Here is a 15,621-nt window from a genome sequence, read left to right on the forward strand (position 1 = left end):
TTATAAGAATACCGCTAATATCCGAAAGAAATAGCGATTTCTGAATTTTATCGGACAATTAATACCGGAATAGTTACTTTATGGCGTACAGAATTGACAGTAGTTCCCAGGATAAGGTCTTTTAAACCCTGATGACCATGGGCGCCCATTACTAATAACTCCAGGTCATTTTGTTTGCTGATTTCTACAATTGCATTCACAGTTCCTCCATAGCCAATATGAGGAGTAGATTTATAACCCAGATCGTTTAGATTACTACGGTACTTTTCCAGATTTTCTGCATCGCTTAAGGTTTCTGCATCTAAAGCGGAATCTCCATGATATCTGGCAACAGCTGTTTCTACGACATGGATCAGGTAATAATGTGCGTGTTTACCTCCCTGCGTCAGCGCGTGGCGAATGGTATTTCTGTCGTTCTTAGAAAAGTCGACCGTGATACCAATACGTGCATATTTGATTTTTTCAACCTCCTCGATGTCCAGTGCATTCCCATGAGGTGCATTGTGTTGGCCTTCTTTAGCTTTTCTCAACAATGGGTAAATGAAAACGTACAATAGTAATAAGCCAATCAAAATGGCGGCAGGGATGACCAGTACATAGAGGTACCAACTATGGTTATCACTGGTCCAGCCACTGATTTCCTCGATAACAAGTTTTACATTCAGGGCAACAATCACTATGGAGCTGATCCATGCGAGTGCTTTTACCCATGGTTTTATGGCAAAGCCTTTCATCGTTTTTTTATCCGAAGTGAAGTGGATCAAGGGGATTACAGCAAAGCCGAGTTGTAAGCTCAATACCACCTGACTAAGGATGAGCAGGCCGCCCAGGGCGCTGTCTCCAAGAATCAATATGGTAAAGAAGGCAGGGATAATTGCTAATAAACGGGTAATCAGGCGACGTAACCAGGGCTGGATTCTGAGCTTTAAGTGACCCTCCATTACAATCTGACCAGCAAGTGTTCCTGTTACGGTTGAGCTTTGTCCGGCAGCAATTAAGGCAATGGCAAATAGTGCAGGAGCTACATCTCCGAAGATATTTTGCAGGAGTCTATGGGCATCTTGTATCTCTGCGACTTCATGCAAACCGTTTTTATAAAAGGCAGCAGCAGCGAGAATCAGAATCGCGGCGTTGACAAAAAATGCCAGATTAAGTGCAACTGCTGTGTCAATAAAATTGAATTTTATGGCTTCTTTAATCCCTTTCTCATCCCGATCAAATTTTCTGGTTTGTACCAGTGAAGAATGAAGGTATAAATTATGAGGCATTACGGTAGCCCCAATAATCCCGATGGCAATGTATAAAGCTTCTCCAGACAACATCGAGGGTTCGAATCCTTTTACGATTTCTTTGATGTTGGGTTCCACAATAAACATTTCCACAAGGAAGGAGAGTCCTACGATAAACACCATGGAAACGATAAATGCCTCCATTTTTCGCATGCCTTTATTGAGTAAAAATAACAACAAGACGGTATCAAAAATGGTGACACTGATTCCCCAGATTAAAGGAAGTCCGAATAGCAGTTGTAAACCGATGGCCATACCAATGATCTCTGCGAGGTCACAGGCGATGATGGCTGTTTGTGCCAAACCGAATAAAGGAATGTTAATCCATTTAGGATAAGCATTCCTTGAGGCTTGTGCCAGATCAAGCCCTCTGACAATCCCTAGTCTGGCACTTAATGATTGTAGCAATAAGGCAATCAGATTTGACATTAACAGGATCCAGATCAGTTGATAGCCAAATTTACTTCCCCCGGCAATATCTGTGGCCCAGTTACCGGGATCCATATAACCGACACTCACTAAATAGGCTGGTCCAATGAATGATAAAATTCGACGCCAGCCTTTACGCTTATTGGTGTCTACACTTTGATTTACTTCGCTTAGAGATTCGGAATGCTTCATGTTAAATCCTGATGAGTATGTGCTTGGCTATTTCTCTCGTTACACTTATTCTTTTATTTTCTACAATAATTTCTATTGAGCCATCAAAGTCGTTGATGGTACTAATGGCTAATGATTTTCCAAGGGTAAGGCCTAATTTTTCCAGATGCTTCAGAAAAGCAGAGGAATGTTCACTCACCCCCATAATTAGTCCGCTTTCCTCTTTTTTAAGTTTAGTAAGTTTTACAAAAGGAACGAAATCGAATTTTCCATTTTTGTCGGGAATCGGATCACCATGCGGGTCATTCTTTGGGAAAGCAAGAAATTCATCCAGACGTTCTACCAACTCCGGAGAATTGATATGCTCCAGTTCTTCAGCAATATCATGTACTTCATCCCATTTAAAATTTAGTTTTTCCACCAGAAAGACCTCCCAGAGACGGTGTTTCCGGATTACATTGATGGCAGTTTGCCTCCCGATAGGGGTTAAACGAGCACCCTGATACTTTTTATAAAGGATCAATTCCTTCTCTGAAAGTTTTCTGAGCATGTCTGTTACTGAAGCAGCTTTGGTTTGCATCTTCTCTGCAATGGCATTGGTTTGCACCGCTTCCTCGTTGTTCTCCGACAAATGATAGATGATTTTCAGGTAGTTCTCTTCAGTGAATGACTGCATTTTTTATGTATCTAACTAAATGTTTAGACAAATCTAAAAAAATAAAAAGAAATAAACAGCAATTATTAGTACGATTTTTAGAATAAAATTTGGTGAATTTGGTGTTGATAGCCTACCTTTGGTCATATTTTAAACACAGATGGCAGCAGAACTAGATAAAACAGACTTTAAAATACTAAAATTACTACAAGAGAACGGTAGGATTACCAATCTTCTTTTATCCCAGGAAATCGGACTTTCTCCGGCACCAACCTTAGAAAGGGTACGTAAACTGGAAATGTCGGGTTTCATCAAAAGTTATCATGCCTTAGTAGATGAGGAGAAACTTGGTTTAGGGATTAAAACTTTTATCCAGGTTCAATTAGACTTTCATAAGAACAATACCATTCAGATTTTCCTTGATGAAGTGAACCAGATCAAAGAAATTACGGAATGTCACCATGTAACCGGCCAGGCAGACTTTCTGTTAAAGGTATATGTAAATGACATTAAAGCTTATGAGCGTTTGATCATGGATAAGATCAGCAAGATCTCCGTGGTGAAAACTTTTCAAACGATGATGATCATGTCTACGACAAAGAAAGAACCGATTGTTCCTTTGGAGTATTAAAATGAATTCTTTAGCCCTATTGAATTAGGAAAAAACAGGGAGAATCCTGTTTTTAAATCAAAAGGGGTTATTCAATGTAGGTTGAATAACCCCTTTTATATTTTTTAGCTGATTTGCCAGTTGATTGGAGTTTTTCCTTCTTTTATCAATTGCGCATTGGTTTTTGAAAAGGGTTTACTGCCAAAGAAGCCCTTGTAAGCAGACAAAGGCGAGGGGTGTGGACCGCCAATCACCGTATGTTTAGCGGTATCAATCAATGCAATTTTCTTTTGAGCATAGGCACCCCAAAGGATGAAAATCAATCCCTTTCTTTTTTCCGATAGTTCGGTGATGATTTTGTCTGTAAACAATTCCCACCCTTTTTTCTGATGCGAACCCGCTGTTCTTGCCCGAACGGTTAATGTGGCATTGAGTAAAAGTACACCCTGATCTGCCCATTGGGTAAGGTTTCCATGGTCAGGCGTTTTAAAACCTTCAATATCTGTGTTGAGTTCTTTATAAATGTTTTTTAAAGAAGGCGGAACGGTTACTCCTTTTTTTACAGAAAACGATAAACCATGGGCCTGCCCTGGTCCATGATAAGGATCCTGTCCCAGGATCACCACCTTTACCTGATCAAAAGGTGTATGGTTTAATGCACTAAATAGATCATGCTGCTCGGGAAAGACCTCATGTCCTTCTCTTTTTTCTTGCAGTAAAAATGTTTTCAAAGCCTTCATGTAAGCCTTATTGAATTCTGGCTCTAAATGATTTTGCCAGCTTTTATCTAAATTCAGTGGCATATCTGCATCCATCATGGTATGTTATTTTTTGGCGAAGATACTCAACATATCTTTTTCCAGGCTTTCTCTTGGTGATTCTGTGATGCGGCCAAGTTCTTTCCCATTTGCGTTGAAGATGAAAGTAGGCACATTGGTAATGTTCATTCCATCAATCAATCCGTTTTCAGCTTTTTTGCTGCGGTCTACACAGATTAGGGTAACGTCTTTCTCCTGAATTTTCAAGGCATCCAGCATTTTGTAAAAATGAGGTACCTGTAGCTGACTATCCCCACACCAGGTGCCAATTACAATGGTGATTTTTTTATCTTTTATTAAAGGTTGAAGGGCTTCAATTGTAGTTTGATCTGGCTGATAAGCAGGATATTCTACCTCATACCTATTCTGCATCTCCGGTATGGCCTTAAAGCCCGTTCTATTGCAGATATTGATCAATCCGGTAACTTTTCCGGCTTCGTCTTTGGTGGTTTTGTTGATTTCTTGTGAACTGGCTGTCATAGCAAATAATAAGAGCGTAAAGGTAATTAACTTTTTCATCACAGTTTTAAGCTTAGTTTTGGTGGCCGATAGGGAGTATCCTCCTTTTCTTTATTGAAATTATAAATTAAATCTGCTTTTTGTGATATAAACACGATATTTGCAAAAAATAATTTAAAAGGAATATGCCAAATATAGTTCGCCTTATTATAGGTTTCGCAGTGTTAGGAGGGGCCATCGCCCTGATGGTCTTCGGTTTATGGGGATGGGGAATTTTAGCATTTTTCATCAGTCTTCTGATTCTGGTTACCTACTTCTTTAATGAGAATATGTTGCTTGCACAATGGTATTTAAGAAAAGATAACATGGCTAAATCAGAAGTTTTCTTAAGAAGAATTACTGATTATGAGAAACAATTGATCAAAGCACAACACGGTTATTATAACTTGTTGATTGGTTTAATTGAATCCAGAAAAGCACCAATGGCTTCAGAGAAATACTTCAAGAAAGCACTTGCATTGGGAATGACTATGGACCATAACATTGCATTGGCGAAGTTAAGTCTTGCAGGAATTGCAATGGGTAAGAGAAATAAAAGAGAAGCGCAGATGTACTTAGCAGAAGCGAAGAAAGCTGATAAGAATAAATTACTAGCTGATCAAATCAAACAAATGAAAGATCAGATGGGGATGATGGACAGACAACAACAAGTAAGATATAAATAAGAATATCAAAGAATAAAAAGCCACATGAAAATGTGGCTTTTTATTTTTCACTTAATCTGTCGTAATTCTCATAGTTGTCCTGGTTTGATCTGCTGATGATGTCATCTTCCAGGTCTTCTTTTTTCCTGCTAAAGAACAATTGCTCCGATTGGATCCTGCTGATCAACTGACGGATTAAAGTCAAGTCAAACTCCTCTTTGTTGAGCTTAATGCAGTATTCGCTTTCTGTGATTTCTAAACTTGAACTGTACATAATTTCTAGGTTTTAATTATGCTCTAAATTAAAAAAGGCTTGCTACAATTCCTGTAGCAAGCCTTTAAGTTTATGTTATCAGTTTGTTAAGCAAACCAGGCTTCAACGGCTTCTTTTGAAGGCATCGTTAATTCCAGTTTCATTTTCTTGCGCATTCCGCCAAGGTCATTAAAAACCTTATTTGGATTTGCTGCTTTTAGCTCTTCAATCGTATTGATATTCATCTTTCTGATGACAGGAACCCATTCAGCTGGTACACCTGCATTTACGAAATCTTCATCAGTTGTTACTTTCGCTTTTTTCTCCGGTCTCATTTGAGGGAAGAATAAAACTTCCTGAATAGTAGACTGGTTGGTCATTAACATCACCAATCGGTCAATACCAATTCCTAAACCGGAAGTTGGAGGCATGCCATATTCTAATGCACGAATGAAATCATCATCCATAGCCATCGCTTCATCATCACCTCTTTCAGCTAGTTTCAATTGATCGATCAGACGTTCTTTCTGATCAATAGGGTCGTTCAGTTCTGAGTAGGCATTGGCAATTTCTTTACCATTTACAAACAGCTCAAATCTTTCTACCAGACCTTCTTTACTTCTGTGTTTTTTAGCCAGAGGAGTCATTTCCAAAGGATAATCCGTGATGTAAGTAGGCTGGATCAGGTTAGCTTCTACTTTTTCGCTAAATAGCTCATCAATCAGCTTTCCTCTACCCATAGAAGCATCTACCTCAATATTCAGGCTTTTGCATACTTCTTTGATCTGATCTTCTGTCATGTCTGATACATCTATTCCAGTATATTTCTGGATAGATTCGTACATGGTCAGTTTTTCATAAGGACCTTCGAAATTGATTTTGTGTTTACCCACTTCAATTTCTGCTTTTCCATGAATAGCCACCGTGATTTTTTCCAGACAGTCTTCTACCATACCCATCATCCAGATGTAGTCTTTATAAGCTACATAGATTTCCATCGAAGTAAACTCCGGGTTATGTGTACGGTCCATACCTTCATTTCTGAACATCTTACCAAACTCATAGACGCCATCAAAACCTGCCACGATTAATCTTTTCAGGTAAAGTTCGTTGGCAATACGTAGATATAAAGGCATATCCAGGGTGTTGTGGTGTGTCGCAAACGGACGCGCCGCGGCACCACCATGGATCGGTTGAAGAATCGGGGTTTCTACTTCCATCCAACCTTGTTCATCAAAGTAATTTCTCATTGTATTGATGACCTTCGAACGGTTGATGAAAATCTGTTTGAATCCAGGGTTTACCGTAAGATCCACATAACGCTGTCTGTAGCGCATCTCCGGATCGGTAAAACCATCGTAAATATTTCCTTCCTCGTCGCGTTTTACCACTGGTAAAGGCTTCAGGGATTTTGATAACAATTTGAAAGAAGTGACATGAACAGAGATTTCTCCTGTTTGGGTGGTGAAAACATATCCCTGTACGCCTATAAAGTCTCCCAGATCCAATAACTTCTTGAATACGGTATTGTATAGGGTTTTGTCTTCATCAGGACATAGCTCGTCTCTTTTTAAGTAAACTTGTATTCTTCCTGTTGAGTCTTGTAATTCTACGAAGGCAGCACTCCCCATAATTCTGCGGGTCATGATACGGCCTGCTATGCTGATGTTCTTATATGCAGTCTTATCTCTTTCGTAGTTAGCTAAAATATCTGCTGCATTGGCATTGATTTCAAATGCTTCAGCAGGGTAGGGATCGATCCCTAATTCACGAAGTTGGTTTAGCGAATTTCTACGCAACAACTCTTGTTCTGATAGTCCTGTACTCATATTTGTGATCTGTCCGGCATCATGCCGGAAAAGGTTTATTTTATGCTGATTATCACCACAGATTTCTGTGATCTCACAAAAATAGTGATTTGTGAGGTTTTTATACGATTAAAGGAGGTATTATTATATCGCAAATTGATAACACTTTTTCCAGTGATGGAAAAAACCTCCTTTTTGATCCGTATAACGCTTTAAAAGCAGATTTAGTCGACCTCAACTTCCTCCTGATACATCTCTTCGATGTAGGCGGCATACTTGTTTTCAATGACTTTTCTTTTCGCTTTCAATGTTGGGGTGAGCTCTCCATCTTCAATGCTAAAAGGGTTTCTTTTGATCTTGAAGTTTTTGATGCGCTCAAACTTGGCCAGTTCATTTGAAAGTTTTTTGATGTCTTTGGCGATCCAATCTACAATCTCTTTATCTTCAATGAATAGTTGTGGTTGTTGGAAAAAGGAATCCTTGAGCTTGAACTCTTCCTGTAAAGTTTCTCTGTTTGGAATAATAATCGCTGTTAAATATTCTCTCTTATCGCCAATCAGGAACAACTGATCAATTTTAGGGCTTTTCAGGTAAATGTTTTCTACTGGAGTAGGGTAAACATTTTTACCATAAGCGTTGACAATCATATTTTTTAAACGGTCTGTAATTTGCAGGTTTCCCTTATAAAAACGGCCGATATCACCCGTGTGGAACCAATTGTCCTTGTCAATGGCTTCCGCTGTTTCTGCAGGTTTGTTAAAATAACCTTGCATTACACAATGACCGCGGACAATAATCTCCCCTTCTGCACATTCAAAATCTTCCTGGAAAGTCTCATGAGTTTGAATATTGATGATTTTCTTCGTTTCTACGTCCTGAATCCCAATTTCAATTCCAGGAATTACACGACCCACCGTACCATATACCTGGCGGTCATATTCAGTTACCGCCATTACAGGGGATGTTTCTGTCAGGCCAAATCCTTCCAGCACCTTAATACCCAGGTTTCCGAAAAACTCACCTACATTTTTAGGCAATGCTGCACCACCAGACAACATGAATTTTAAACGACCACCGGTTTTTTCCTTGATCTTGCTAAATACCAGTTTTTCAGCAATCGCTTTTTTAGCCGATAAGATCAGGCCAGGCTGTCTGCCCGCTTCTTTCTCGCTGCGGTATTCTTGTCCGATGTCTAATGCCCAAAGGAAAATTTTGGATTTTAGTCCGCCGCCAGCAGTTCCGCTTTTAATGGCTTTATCATGGATTCTTTCCAATAAACGAGGCACACAGCTCATCACCGTTGGCTTGATCTCCGCCATATTTTTTGCCAGGAGCTCTAAACTCTGGGCATAGGCGATCTTACAACCCTGAGCACAGCAAACATGATAGGTTGCAGTACGTTCAAATACATGAGATAGGGGAAGGAAAGATAGAAAGGTCTCTGTTTCGTCGATGATCGGGATTTGTTGCAAACACACCTTAACGTTTTGTACGAAGTTGTTGTGCGATAAAACCACACCTTTTGGTGTACCCGTAGTACCTGAAGTGTAAATTAGTGAGGAGGTATCTGTGGGACGTATTGCTTCACGGATACTTTTAATTTCTGCGCGTCTGTCTTCAGTTACCGGATTTTCCAGTAAAGTAGAAAATGGAATTACTTCCGCTTTCATTCCTTCCGGTACAGCAATCTTCTGATAATCTGGAAAAGCAGGAATGATGTACTGCAAATTTCTACAGTTCTCGGCGATCTTGGTTACTTTTTTAAATAGAAAGGGACTACCAATTAGAATGGCTCTAATTCCTGAGTCATTAATAATATAGGTCACCTCCTGTTCAGAGAGTGTAGGATAAATAGAGACATTAATGGCACCAATTTGTTGGATACCCTGGTCGTAATAAACATAGTCAGGAGAATTCTCGATCATTAAACCCATTCTGTCGCCTTTTACAATTCCTTTATCCAGGAAAAATGAGGCGACTGCATCTGCGCGTTCGAGTGTTTTTTCAAAAGAGATTTCTTCCCAATCTGCATTCTTCTTATGAATGAGAAAAGTCTCCGTTGGTTTATGAATGTTTTCTACCACATTTCTTAAGAGACTAGGTACAGTAGAAGACTCATTAAATGATACCATGTTGTATTGTTTTGTTTGATTGGAGGAACAATGATAAACTTTTCTTTGCTAAGAAAAAATCAGTTCATGAAAAAAGGGCACTGATGTGCCCTTTTAAATCAATAAGGTGTATGACTTAAACAGAGAAACTCTCGCCACAACCGCAAGAACGACTCGCGTTAGGGTTATGGAAATTGAATCCTTTTCCGTTTAGACCATCTGAAAAGTCAAGCTCAGTACCGGCAAGATATAGGAAGGATTTCATATCTAATGCAATCCTGATCCCTCTGTCTTCGAAAAACTGGTCTCCGGTTTTCTCTTCGTTATCAAAATCTAAATTATAAGATAAACCAGAGCAACCTCCACCTTTTACAGAGACACGCAAAAAATAGCTGTCATCCATCTGCGCATCTTGCATCAGGTGATCTATTTTGCTTTTCGCTTTATCGGTTATCGTAATCATCGTTTTATAAATTAAAGTTTAGCATCACAACACAAATTTCCTGCCAGACTATGATTGAAATTAGTGATGAGATTTAGGCATTTCAATTGGCTCCATACCGTTTTTAACGCGGTAATCGTTGATTGCCGACTTGATGGCATCTTCAGCCAATACTGAACAGTGAATTTTTACCGGCGGTAAAGCCAATTCTTCCACGATGTCCATATTGTCGATAGCCAAAGCCTCATCTACAGTTTTTCCTTTTAACCATTCAGTTGCTAATGAAGAAGAAGCAATTGCAGATCCGCAACCAAAGGTTTTGAATTTTGCATCTGTGATTACATTATTGTCATCTACTTCAATCTGTAGACGCATTACGTCGCCGCACTCAGGTGCACCAACTAATCCTGTACCTACATTCTTGTTATCTTTATTTAAAGTACCAACATTTCTAGGGTTGGTATAATGTTCCATTACTTTTTCTGAGTATGCCATTTTGTTTTCCTCTAAATCCCTGTTTCCAGGGATTGTGATTAAATATTGTTTATTCAGGTCTGAAGCTTAGTGCTCCGCCCATTCAATTTTGCTTAAGTCAATTCCTTCTTTAAACATTTCCCAAAGTGGAGAAAGTTCTCTCAAGTGGTTTACTGCTGCTTTAGTGTGCTCAATTGCAAAATCAATTTCTTCTTCAGTCGTGAAACGACCCAATCCGAAACGGATAGATGAGTGTGCTAAATCATCAGAAAGACCTAAGCTTTTCAAAACATAAGAAGGTTCCAATGAAGCGGAAGTACAAGCAGATCCAGAAGATACTGCAAGGTCTTTCATAGACATCATTAAGCCTTCACCTTCTACATATTTAAAAGAGATATTGGCTACATGTGGCAAACGGTGTGCAGTGTTACCGTTTACATAACTTTCTTCCATTTCAGATAAAGCGCTTTCCAATTTATCTCTTAATGCAGATAAACGTTTTGCTTCTTCATCCATTTCCAAACGGCAAAGTTCACAAGCTTTACCCAGACCAACGATACCCGGAACGTTTAATGTTCCTGAACGCATACCACGCTCATGGCCACCACCGTCGATTTGTGCAGTTACTTTAACCCTTGGGTTTTTACGGCGTACATATAATGCACCAACACCTTTAGGGCCATACATTTTATGTGCCGAGAATGCCATTAAGTCAATACCATCAGCATTTACATCTACAGGAATTTTTCCTACAGCCTGTGTTGCATCTGTCATGAATAATGCACCATGTTTGTGTGCAATGGCAGAAATTTCTTTAATTGGTTGAATCACACCGATTTCATTGTTACCATACATGATGGTCACTAAAATGGTTTGTTCAGTCATTGCAGCCTCAAGCTCCTGAAGGTCGATCAAACCATCTTCTTTCACTTGAAGGTAAGTTACTTTAGCACCTAATTTTTCCAGGTGTTTACAAGCATCTAAAACTGCTTTATGTTCAGTAGTTGCGGTAATGATATGGTTACCCTTGTCCTGATACATTTCGTAAACTCCTTTAATACCTAAATTGTCTGCTTCTGTAGCACCTGAAGTAAAGATGATTTCTTTATCAGTACAGCCAATTAGTTTTGCCACTTGTTCACGAGCGTAGTCAACACCTTCTTCTGCCACCCATCCAAAAGCATGGTTACGGCTGGCAGCGTTACCAAATTTGTTGGTGAAATATGGTAGCATCGCTTCTAAAACCCTTGGGTCAAGGGGAGTAGTTGCATTGTTATCTAAGTAAATAGGAAGTTCCATCGTATGTAATTATTCTTAATAATAGACAAATGTACGAAAAAAGAACGCCAACAATTATAAATAATAGCTATGACCGTATAGGTAAAACCTGCATTTTTACATTTTTCTAACCGTTTAATCAGATATGAGGAAAATTGAACACATCGGTATCGCTGTAAAAGACCTGGATTTATCCTGCGATCTTTACGAGAAATTATTAAACTCCCCATGCTATAAAAGAGAAGAAGTTTTGTCGGAGGGCGTGCATACCGCGTTTTTTCAAACCGGAACCAATAAAATTGAACTGCTGGCTGCCAGTAGACCGGAAAGTCCGATTGCTAAATTCCTGGAGAAGAAAGGGGAGGGCATTCATCACATTGCTTTTGATGTGGAAGATATCCTGGCAGAGATGGAACGTTTAAAAAAGGAAGGGTTTGTGTTGTTGAATGAACAACCAAAGCCTGGAGCCGACAATAAACTGGTTTGTTTTCTTCATCCGAAAGGGACAAATGGGGTACTGGTAGAATTGTGTCAGGAAATAAAAAACAGCTGATGGAAGATTTAAAAGCCTTAAGTACGATACTGAGCAGAGATTTTGAAGTAGAAGAATTCTGGACGGAAGCAGAAATCCGGGAGCGGCTGGTACAGGCTTTTGCTTACCTGCTGGATCATGATATCTCCAAAATGATGAATATTCTGTATCGTACCGACGTGGATGAGGAAAAATTGAAAAGTCTTTTGATCAGTAATTCGGAGCTTCCTTCTGCTGAAGTGATTGCTGATGCCTATTTAAGGCGGCAAAAAGAGAAAATAGAGACCAGAAAAAAGTATAGTGGATAATTTTTTAAGACTTCCTTGCTATTGAAAAATAATTTTAGGATATTTGCAACCTTAAAAATAAGCGAGAAATAAGGAAATAATAATATAAAATCATGAAAAAAGATCTGCATCCATCAAACTATAGATTTGTAGTATTTAAAGATATGTCAAATGAGTACTCTTTCTTAACTAAATCTTGTGTAGATACTAAAGAGAGCATCACTTGGGAAGATGGTAACGAATACCCTCTATATAAATTAGAGATTTCTCATACTTCTCACCCATTCTATACTGGTAAAATGAAGTTAGTAGATACAGCTGGTCGTATCGATAAATTCAAAACTCGTTACGCTAAGAAGTAATTCTACCAAAAAAGTAATTATTTTAAAGTCCCGATGCTATTGCTTCGGGACTTTTTTTATTTTTGTTGCTTATGACAATCAATTTATTTGATGATAATGCCTGGGCATCCCTGCGTCCGCTATCTTTTACAAGACCGGTTGCTGATCTTCGTGTTGGTATCCTCACCATTGCTCAAAAATGGGAGCGGCATTTAAATGCTACTGCCGGTTTCCTGACAATCCCTTATCTTTCTGTGAAATATCCTGCGGTTAACGCAAGGCTACACATTAACGGCTCAGTTTGTCCCGATGAAGGTTTGCTGGAAGCAATAAGCCTTTTGCGCGATGGAGAGGTATTGAAACAACAAGAAGTACTGATTGCCTATGCCGCGCCTTTTGGTACAAGCCCTGCACAGACAGCTGATTTGAGACCGGTAAATTATGAAGGCGAATTGATCAGAATTCTTCATCCGGAAGATATCTTTAAAAACAATGATGTGGAGCTGAAAAAGGACTTTAGTTTATTAACTAAAGGTCGTTCTTCAGCAGCCTTGAGTAATACGAACGTGATCCTTGGCGATCAGGTATTTGTAGAAGAAGGCGGTGGCGCCGAATGTGCTACATTAAACAGCTTAAGCGGACCCATCTATATTGGTAAGAATAGTCAAATCTGGGAAGGAGCGCATATTCGGGGCTCTTTTGCATTATGCCACAATTCACAAGTCAAGATGGGGGCCAAAATCTACAGTCAGACTACCATTGGTCCTTTTAGCAGGGTTGGTGGAGAGATCAATAATTCCGTTATCTGGGGTTATTCCTCTAAAGGTCATGAGGGCTATCTTGGCAACTCCGTATTGGGACAATGGTGCAATATTGGTGCAGATACCAATAATTCCAACCTTAAAAATAATTACGCAGAGGTAAAAATCTGGGACTATTCGAAGGATGATTTCCGGCCAACAGGAATGTTGTTCTGCGGTATGGTAATGGCCGACCACGTAAAGTGTGGGATCAATACGATGTTTAATACGGGATCTGTAATAGGTGTTGGGGTCAATGTTTTTGGTTCCGGATTCCCTAAAACCTTTATTCCTGATTTCTCCTGGGGTGGAGCAGAGGGCTTTCAAACCTATCGCTTAGAGAAGATGTTTGAAACTGCGGAACATGTATTTGAACGTCGGGATACCCCTTTCGATGAAGTAGAGAAAAATATATTAACTGCTGTGTTTGAGCTGACTCAGACCTACAGACTTCATAATCATTAAAAAAAACAGCAGAATTGAAGCCTTTTATCTTAGCTTCATGGCGCTAAAACAATAAAAATATGACCAGAAAAAAAATCGTTGCCGGAAATTGGAAAATGAATTTAGATTATGCCGAAGGAATATCTTTATTCTCAGAAATTGTAAATATGGTAAGAGATGAGAAAAAAGGTGACCAGGTCGCCATCATCTGCGCTCCATTCATTCATTTAAACAGTTTGGCACAATTAGGTGGTGAAACCGTTAAAATTGGTGCTCAAAATTGTCACCAAAATGAAAGCGGTGCTTATACAGGAGAGACTTCTGCAAAGATGATCAAATCTGTAGGTTGCAGTCATGTGATCATCGGACACTCTGAAAGACGTCAGTACTTTGCAGAAACAGATGAGTTATTGGCTCAGAAAACTGTTATCGCTTTACAAAATGGCCTGACCCCACTTTTCTGTATTGGTGAAACTTTAGACGAAAGAAATAACGGAAGCTATTTTGATGTGTTGAAATCTCAATTGGTAAATGGTGTTTTTGGTTTAGAAGCTGCAGACTTTTCTAAAATCGTGATCGCTTACGAACCGGTTTGGGCAATTGGAACGGGCTTGACTGCTACTGCTGAACAAGCACAGGAAGTTCATGCTTTTATCCGTGCAGAAATTGCAACTAAATATGGTATTGAAATCGCAGAAGGTACCAGCATTCTTTATGGCGGAAGCTGTAACCCTAAAAATGCAGCTGAATTATTCGCTCAAACCGATATTGATGGCGGATTAATTGGTGGCGCTTCATTGAAATCAAGAGACTTTACTGACATCGTTAAAACTTTCAATTCTTAATGCAATACATCAAGGTAACATTCAGCTTTACAGCGATAGAAGAATATCAACAAGATTTGTTGATCAGTGATTTGGCGGAGATTGGCTTTAATACATTTGAAGATACCGAAAATGGCTTTGCCGCATTTATTGACCAGGACAGTTACACTTTAGAAAGTCTAAAAGAGGTATTGGACAGGTACAAAGAAGAACTGGAAATTACATATGCCGTAACAGAGATTGCTGCAGAGAACTGGAATGAGGAGTGGGAGAAAAATTTTGAGCCCCTTATTATCGACGAGCAATGTTATGTAAGAGCAACTTTCCATCAGGCACAACCACAATATCAATATGAGATTGTGATTGATCCTAAGATGGCTTTTGGTACTGGTCACCATCAAACCACAACCATGATGATGCAATATATCCTGACTACAGATGTTCAAGGGAAAAATATCCTTGATATGGGCTGTGGAACAGGTATTCTGGCCATTTTAGCGGCCAAGAAAGGTGCAGCATCATTAGTTGCAATAGATAACGACGACGTATGCTATCTGAGTACTTTAGAAAACTCGGAGCTAAACGGCATTACCAATTTAAGGGCTGCTTGTGGTGGTAAAGAAACCATTCCGCAACAAACGTTCGACATCATACTGGCCAACATCAACAGAAATATTCTGTTGGATCAAATTCCTACCTATGCTGGAGTTTTAGCCTCTGGAGGAAGTATCTTCTTTAGTGGCTTCTATGAAAGTCCGGATCTGGATATGATTAAGGCAGCCTGTGAAGCTTTGCAGATCAGGTATGTAGATCATAAAAAAATAGGAGAGTGGGTGGCTGCCCAGTTTAAAAAAGATTAAAGATGAATACCGCTTCGGCGGTATTTTTCGTC

At 39.4% G+C, this 15,621-nt stretch carries 18 protein-coding genes; 8 read left to right on the forward strand and 10 right to left on the reverse strand.

The genetic code is table 11. The features are described 5' to 3' along the window. Positions 1-47 precede the first annotated feature (47 nt). Positions 48-1,910 carry an Nramp family divalent metal transporter gene (locus tag R2Q94_RS06470; protein WP_316820633.1) on the reverse strand — a complete coding sequence of 621 codons (1,863 nt, stop codon included), beginning with the start codon at positions 1,908-1,910 and terminating at the stop codon, positions 48-50. 1 nt (position 1,911) lies between these two features. Continuing rightward, a complete protein-coding gene (locus tag R2Q94_RS06475) occupies positions 1,912-2,565 on the reverse strand; it encodes a metal-dependent transcriptional regulator (protein WP_316820634.1) in 654 nt (217 codons plus the stop codon). A gap of 139 nt (positions 2,566-2,704) precedes the next feature. Between R2Q94_RS06475 and R2Q94_RS06480 the strand changes: the two genes are divergently transcribed. Next, positions 2,705-3,175: an Lrp/AsnC family transcriptional regulator gene (locus R2Q94_RS06480; protein WP_048906633.1), complete on the forward strand. Its 471-nt coding sequence runs from the start codon at positions 2,705-2,707 to the stop codon at positions 3,173-3,175. 104 nt (positions 3,176-3,279) lie between these two features. Here R2Q94_RS06480 and ung read toward each other — a convergent pair whose 3' ends face one another. Both ung and R2Q94_RS06490 read right to left on the reverse strand, forming a co-directional pair. Beyond that, the gene (gene ung, locus R2Q94_RS06485; protein ID WP_316821049.1) at positions 3,280-3,957 is read right to left on the reverse strand and encodes a uracil-DNA glycosylase; all 678 of its coding nucleotides are present in this window, start codon (positions 3,955-3,957) and stop codon (positions 3,280-3,282) included. A gap of 21 nt (positions 3,958-3,978) precedes the next feature. Next, a complete protein-coding gene (locus R2Q94_RS06490; RefSeq protein WP_316820635.1) occupies positions 3,979-4,491 on the reverse strand; it encodes a thioredoxin family protein in 513 nt (170 codons plus the stop codon). Between the two features lie 125 nt (positions 4,492-4,616). On the opposite strand from R2Q94_RS06490, the gene R2Q94_RS06495 reads away from it, so the two are divergent. Further along, entirely contained in the window at positions 4,617-5,156 is a 540-nt protein-coding gene (locus tag R2Q94_RS06495; protein WP_316820636.1) for a DUF2892 domain-containing protein, read from the forward strand. Positions 5,157-5,196: 40 nt separating this feature from the next. On the opposite strand, the gene R2Q94_RS06500 is transcribed toward R2Q94_RS06495, so the two are convergent. The 6 genes from R2Q94_RS06500 to R2Q94_RS06525 all read right to left on the reverse strand — a co-directional run bounded on the left by R2Q94_RS06500 (position 5,197) and on the right by R2Q94_RS06525 (position 11,522). Then, on the reverse strand, positions 5,197-5,409 hold the full coding sequence (locus tag R2Q94_RS06500; protein ID WP_316820637.1) for a hypothetical protein: 213 nt from the start codon (positions 5,407-5,409) through the stop codon (positions 5,197-5,199). 86 nt (positions 5,410-5,495) lie between these two features. Further along, entirely contained in the window at positions 5,496-7,217 is a 1,722-nt protein-coding gene (gene lysS / locus R2Q94_RS06505; RefSeq protein ID WP_410478527.1) for a lysine--tRNA ligase, read from the reverse strand. A 203-nt stretch (positions 7,218-7,420) separates the two neighbouring features. After that, complete coding sequence (locus R2Q94_RS06510; protein ID WP_316820638.1) at positions 7,421-9,328, reverse strand: long-chain fatty acid--CoA ligase; 1,908 nt, start codon at positions 9,326-9,328, stop codon at positions 7,421-7,423. A 115-nt stretch (positions 9,329-9,443) separates the two neighbouring features. Beyond that, on the reverse strand, positions 9,444-9,770 hold the full coding sequence (locus tag R2Q94_RS06515; RefSeq protein WP_316820639.1) for an iron-sulfur cluster assembly accessory protein: 327 nt from the start codon (positions 9,768-9,770) through the stop codon (positions 9,444-9,446). Positions 9,771-9,830: 60 nt separating this feature from the next. Further along, positions 9,831-10,244, reverse strand: coding sequence for a Fe-S cluster assembly scaffold IscU (iscU, locus tag R2Q94_RS06520; protein ID WP_316820640.1), 414 nt, complete (start codon positions 10,242-10,244; stop codon positions 9,831-9,833). 66 nt (positions 10,245-10,310) lie between these two features. Beyond that, a complete protein-coding gene (locus tag R2Q94_RS06525; protein WP_316820641.1) occupies positions 10,311-11,522 on the reverse strand; it encodes an IscS subfamily cysteine desulfurase in 1,212 nt (403 codons plus the stop codon). Positions 11,523-11,646: 124 nt separating this feature from the next. On the opposite strand from R2Q94_RS06525, the gene mce reads away from it, so the two are divergent. The 6 genes from mce to prmA all read left to right on the forward strand — a co-directional run bounded on the left by mce (position 11,647) and on the right by prmA (position 15,589). Further along, positions 11,647-12,054: a methylmalonyl-CoA epimerase gene (gene mce / locus R2Q94_RS06530; protein ID WP_316820642.1), complete on the forward strand. Its 408-nt coding sequence runs from the start codon at positions 11,647-11,649 to the stop codon at positions 12,052-12,054. Beyond that, positions 12,054-12,341: a hypothetical protein gene (locus tag R2Q94_RS06535; RefSeq protein WP_316820643.1), complete on the forward strand. Its 288-nt coding sequence runs from the start codon at positions 12,054-12,056 to the stop codon at positions 12,339-12,341. Before mce ends, R2Q94_RS06535 begins: the two co-directional genes overlap by 1 nt. 92 nt (positions 12,342-12,433) lie before the next feature. Beyond that, a complete protein-coding gene (locus R2Q94_RS06540) occupies positions 12,434-12,682 on the forward strand; it encodes a type B 50S ribosomal protein L31 (protein WP_316820644.1) in 249 nt (82 codons plus the stop codon). A gap of 71 nt (positions 12,683-12,753) precedes the next feature. After that, positions 12,754-13,926, forward strand: coding sequence for a GlmU family protein (locus R2Q94_RS06545; protein WP_316820645.1), 1,173 nt, complete (start codon positions 12,754-12,756; stop codon positions 13,924-13,926). 59 nt (positions 13,927-13,985) lie between these two features. Beyond that, on the forward strand, positions 13,986-14,750 hold the full coding sequence (tpiA, locus tag R2Q94_RS06550; RefSeq protein ID WP_316820646.1) for a triose-phosphate isomerase: 765 nt from the start codon (positions 13,986-13,988) through the stop codon (positions 14,748-14,750). Further along, positions 14,750-15,589, forward strand: a complete 840-nt coding sequence (prmA, locus tag R2Q94_RS06555; protein WP_316820647.1) for a 50S ribosomal protein L11 methyltransferase — start codon at positions 14,750-14,752, stop codon at positions 15,587-15,589. The genes tpiA and prmA overlap by 1 nt, the downstream gene beginning before the upstream one ends. Positions 15,590-15,621 lie beyond the last annotated feature (32 nt).

Origin of the sequence: Pedobacter gandavensis (assembly GCF_032678465.1) — a bacterium.
Taxonomy (GTDB): domain Bacteria; phylum Bacteroidota; class Bacteroidia; order Sphingobacteriales; family Sphingobacteriaceae; genus Pedobacter; species Pedobacter gandavensis_B.

Coding starts and splice junctions, on each gene's coding strand:
- R2Q94_RS06470 (WP_316820633.1), bottom strand. CDS start 1,910: ATGAAGCATTCCGAATCTCTAAGCGAAGTAAATCAAAGTGTAGACACC.
- R2Q94_RS06475 (WP_316820634.1), bottom strand. CDS start 2,565: ATGCAGTCATTCACTGAAGAGAACTACCTGAAAATCATCTATCATTTG.
- R2Q94_RS06480 (WP_048906633.1), top strand. CDS start 2,705: ATGGCAGCAGAACTAGATAAAACAGACTTTAAAATACTAAAATTACTA.
- ung (WP_316821049.1), bottom strand. CDS start 3,957: ATGCCACTGAATTTAGATAAAAGCTGGCAAAATCATTTAGAGCCAGAA.
- R2Q94_RS06490 (WP_316820635.1), bottom strand. CDS start 4,491: ATGAAAAAGTTAATTACCTTTACGCTCTTATTATTTGCTATGACAGCC.
- R2Q94_RS06495 (WP_316820636.1), top strand. CDS start 4,617: ATGCCAAATATAGTTCGCCTTATTATAGGTTTCGCAGTGTTAGGAGGG.
- R2Q94_RS06500 (WP_316820637.1), bottom strand. CDS start 5,409: ATGTACAGTTCAAGTTTAGAAATCACAGAAAGCGAATACTGCATTAAG.
- lysS (WP_410478527.1), bottom strand. CDS start 7,217: ATGAGTACAGGACTATCAGAACAAGAGTTGTTGCGTAGAAATTCGCTA.
- R2Q94_RS06510 (WP_316820638.1), bottom strand. CDS start 9,328: ATGGTATCATTTAATGAGTCTTCTACTGTACCTAGTCTCTTAAGAAAT.
- R2Q94_RS06515 (WP_316820639.1), bottom strand. CDS start 9,770: ATGATTACGATAACCGATAAAGCGAAAAGCAAAATAGATCACCTGATG.
- iscU (WP_316820640.1), bottom strand. CDS start 10,244: ATGGCATACTCAGAAAAAGTAATGGAACATTATACCAACCCTAGAAAT.
- R2Q94_RS06525 (WP_316820641.1), bottom strand. CDS start 11,522: ATGGAACTTCCTATTTACTTAGATAACAATGCAACTACTCCCCTTGAC.
- mce (WP_316820642.1), top strand. CDS start 11,647: ATGAGGAAAATTGAACACATCGGTATCGCTGTAAAAGACCTGGATTTA.
- R2Q94_RS06535 (WP_316820643.1), top strand. CDS start 12,054: ATGGAAGATTTAAAAGCCTTAAGTACGATACTGAGCAGAGATTTTGAA.
- R2Q94_RS06540 (WP_316820644.1), top strand. CDS start 12,434: ATGAAAAAAGATCTGCATCCATCAAACTATAGATTTGTAGTATTTAAA.
- R2Q94_RS06545 (WP_316820645.1), top strand. CDS start 12,754: ATGACAATCAATTTATTTGATGATAATGCCTGGGCATCCCTGCGTCCG.
- tpiA (WP_316820646.1), top strand. CDS start 13,986: ATGACCAGAAAAAAAATCGTTGCCGGAAATTGGAAAATGAATTTAGAT.
- prmA (WP_316820647.1), top strand. CDS start 14,750: ATGCAATACATCAAGGTAACATTCAGCTTTACAGCGATAGAAGAATAT.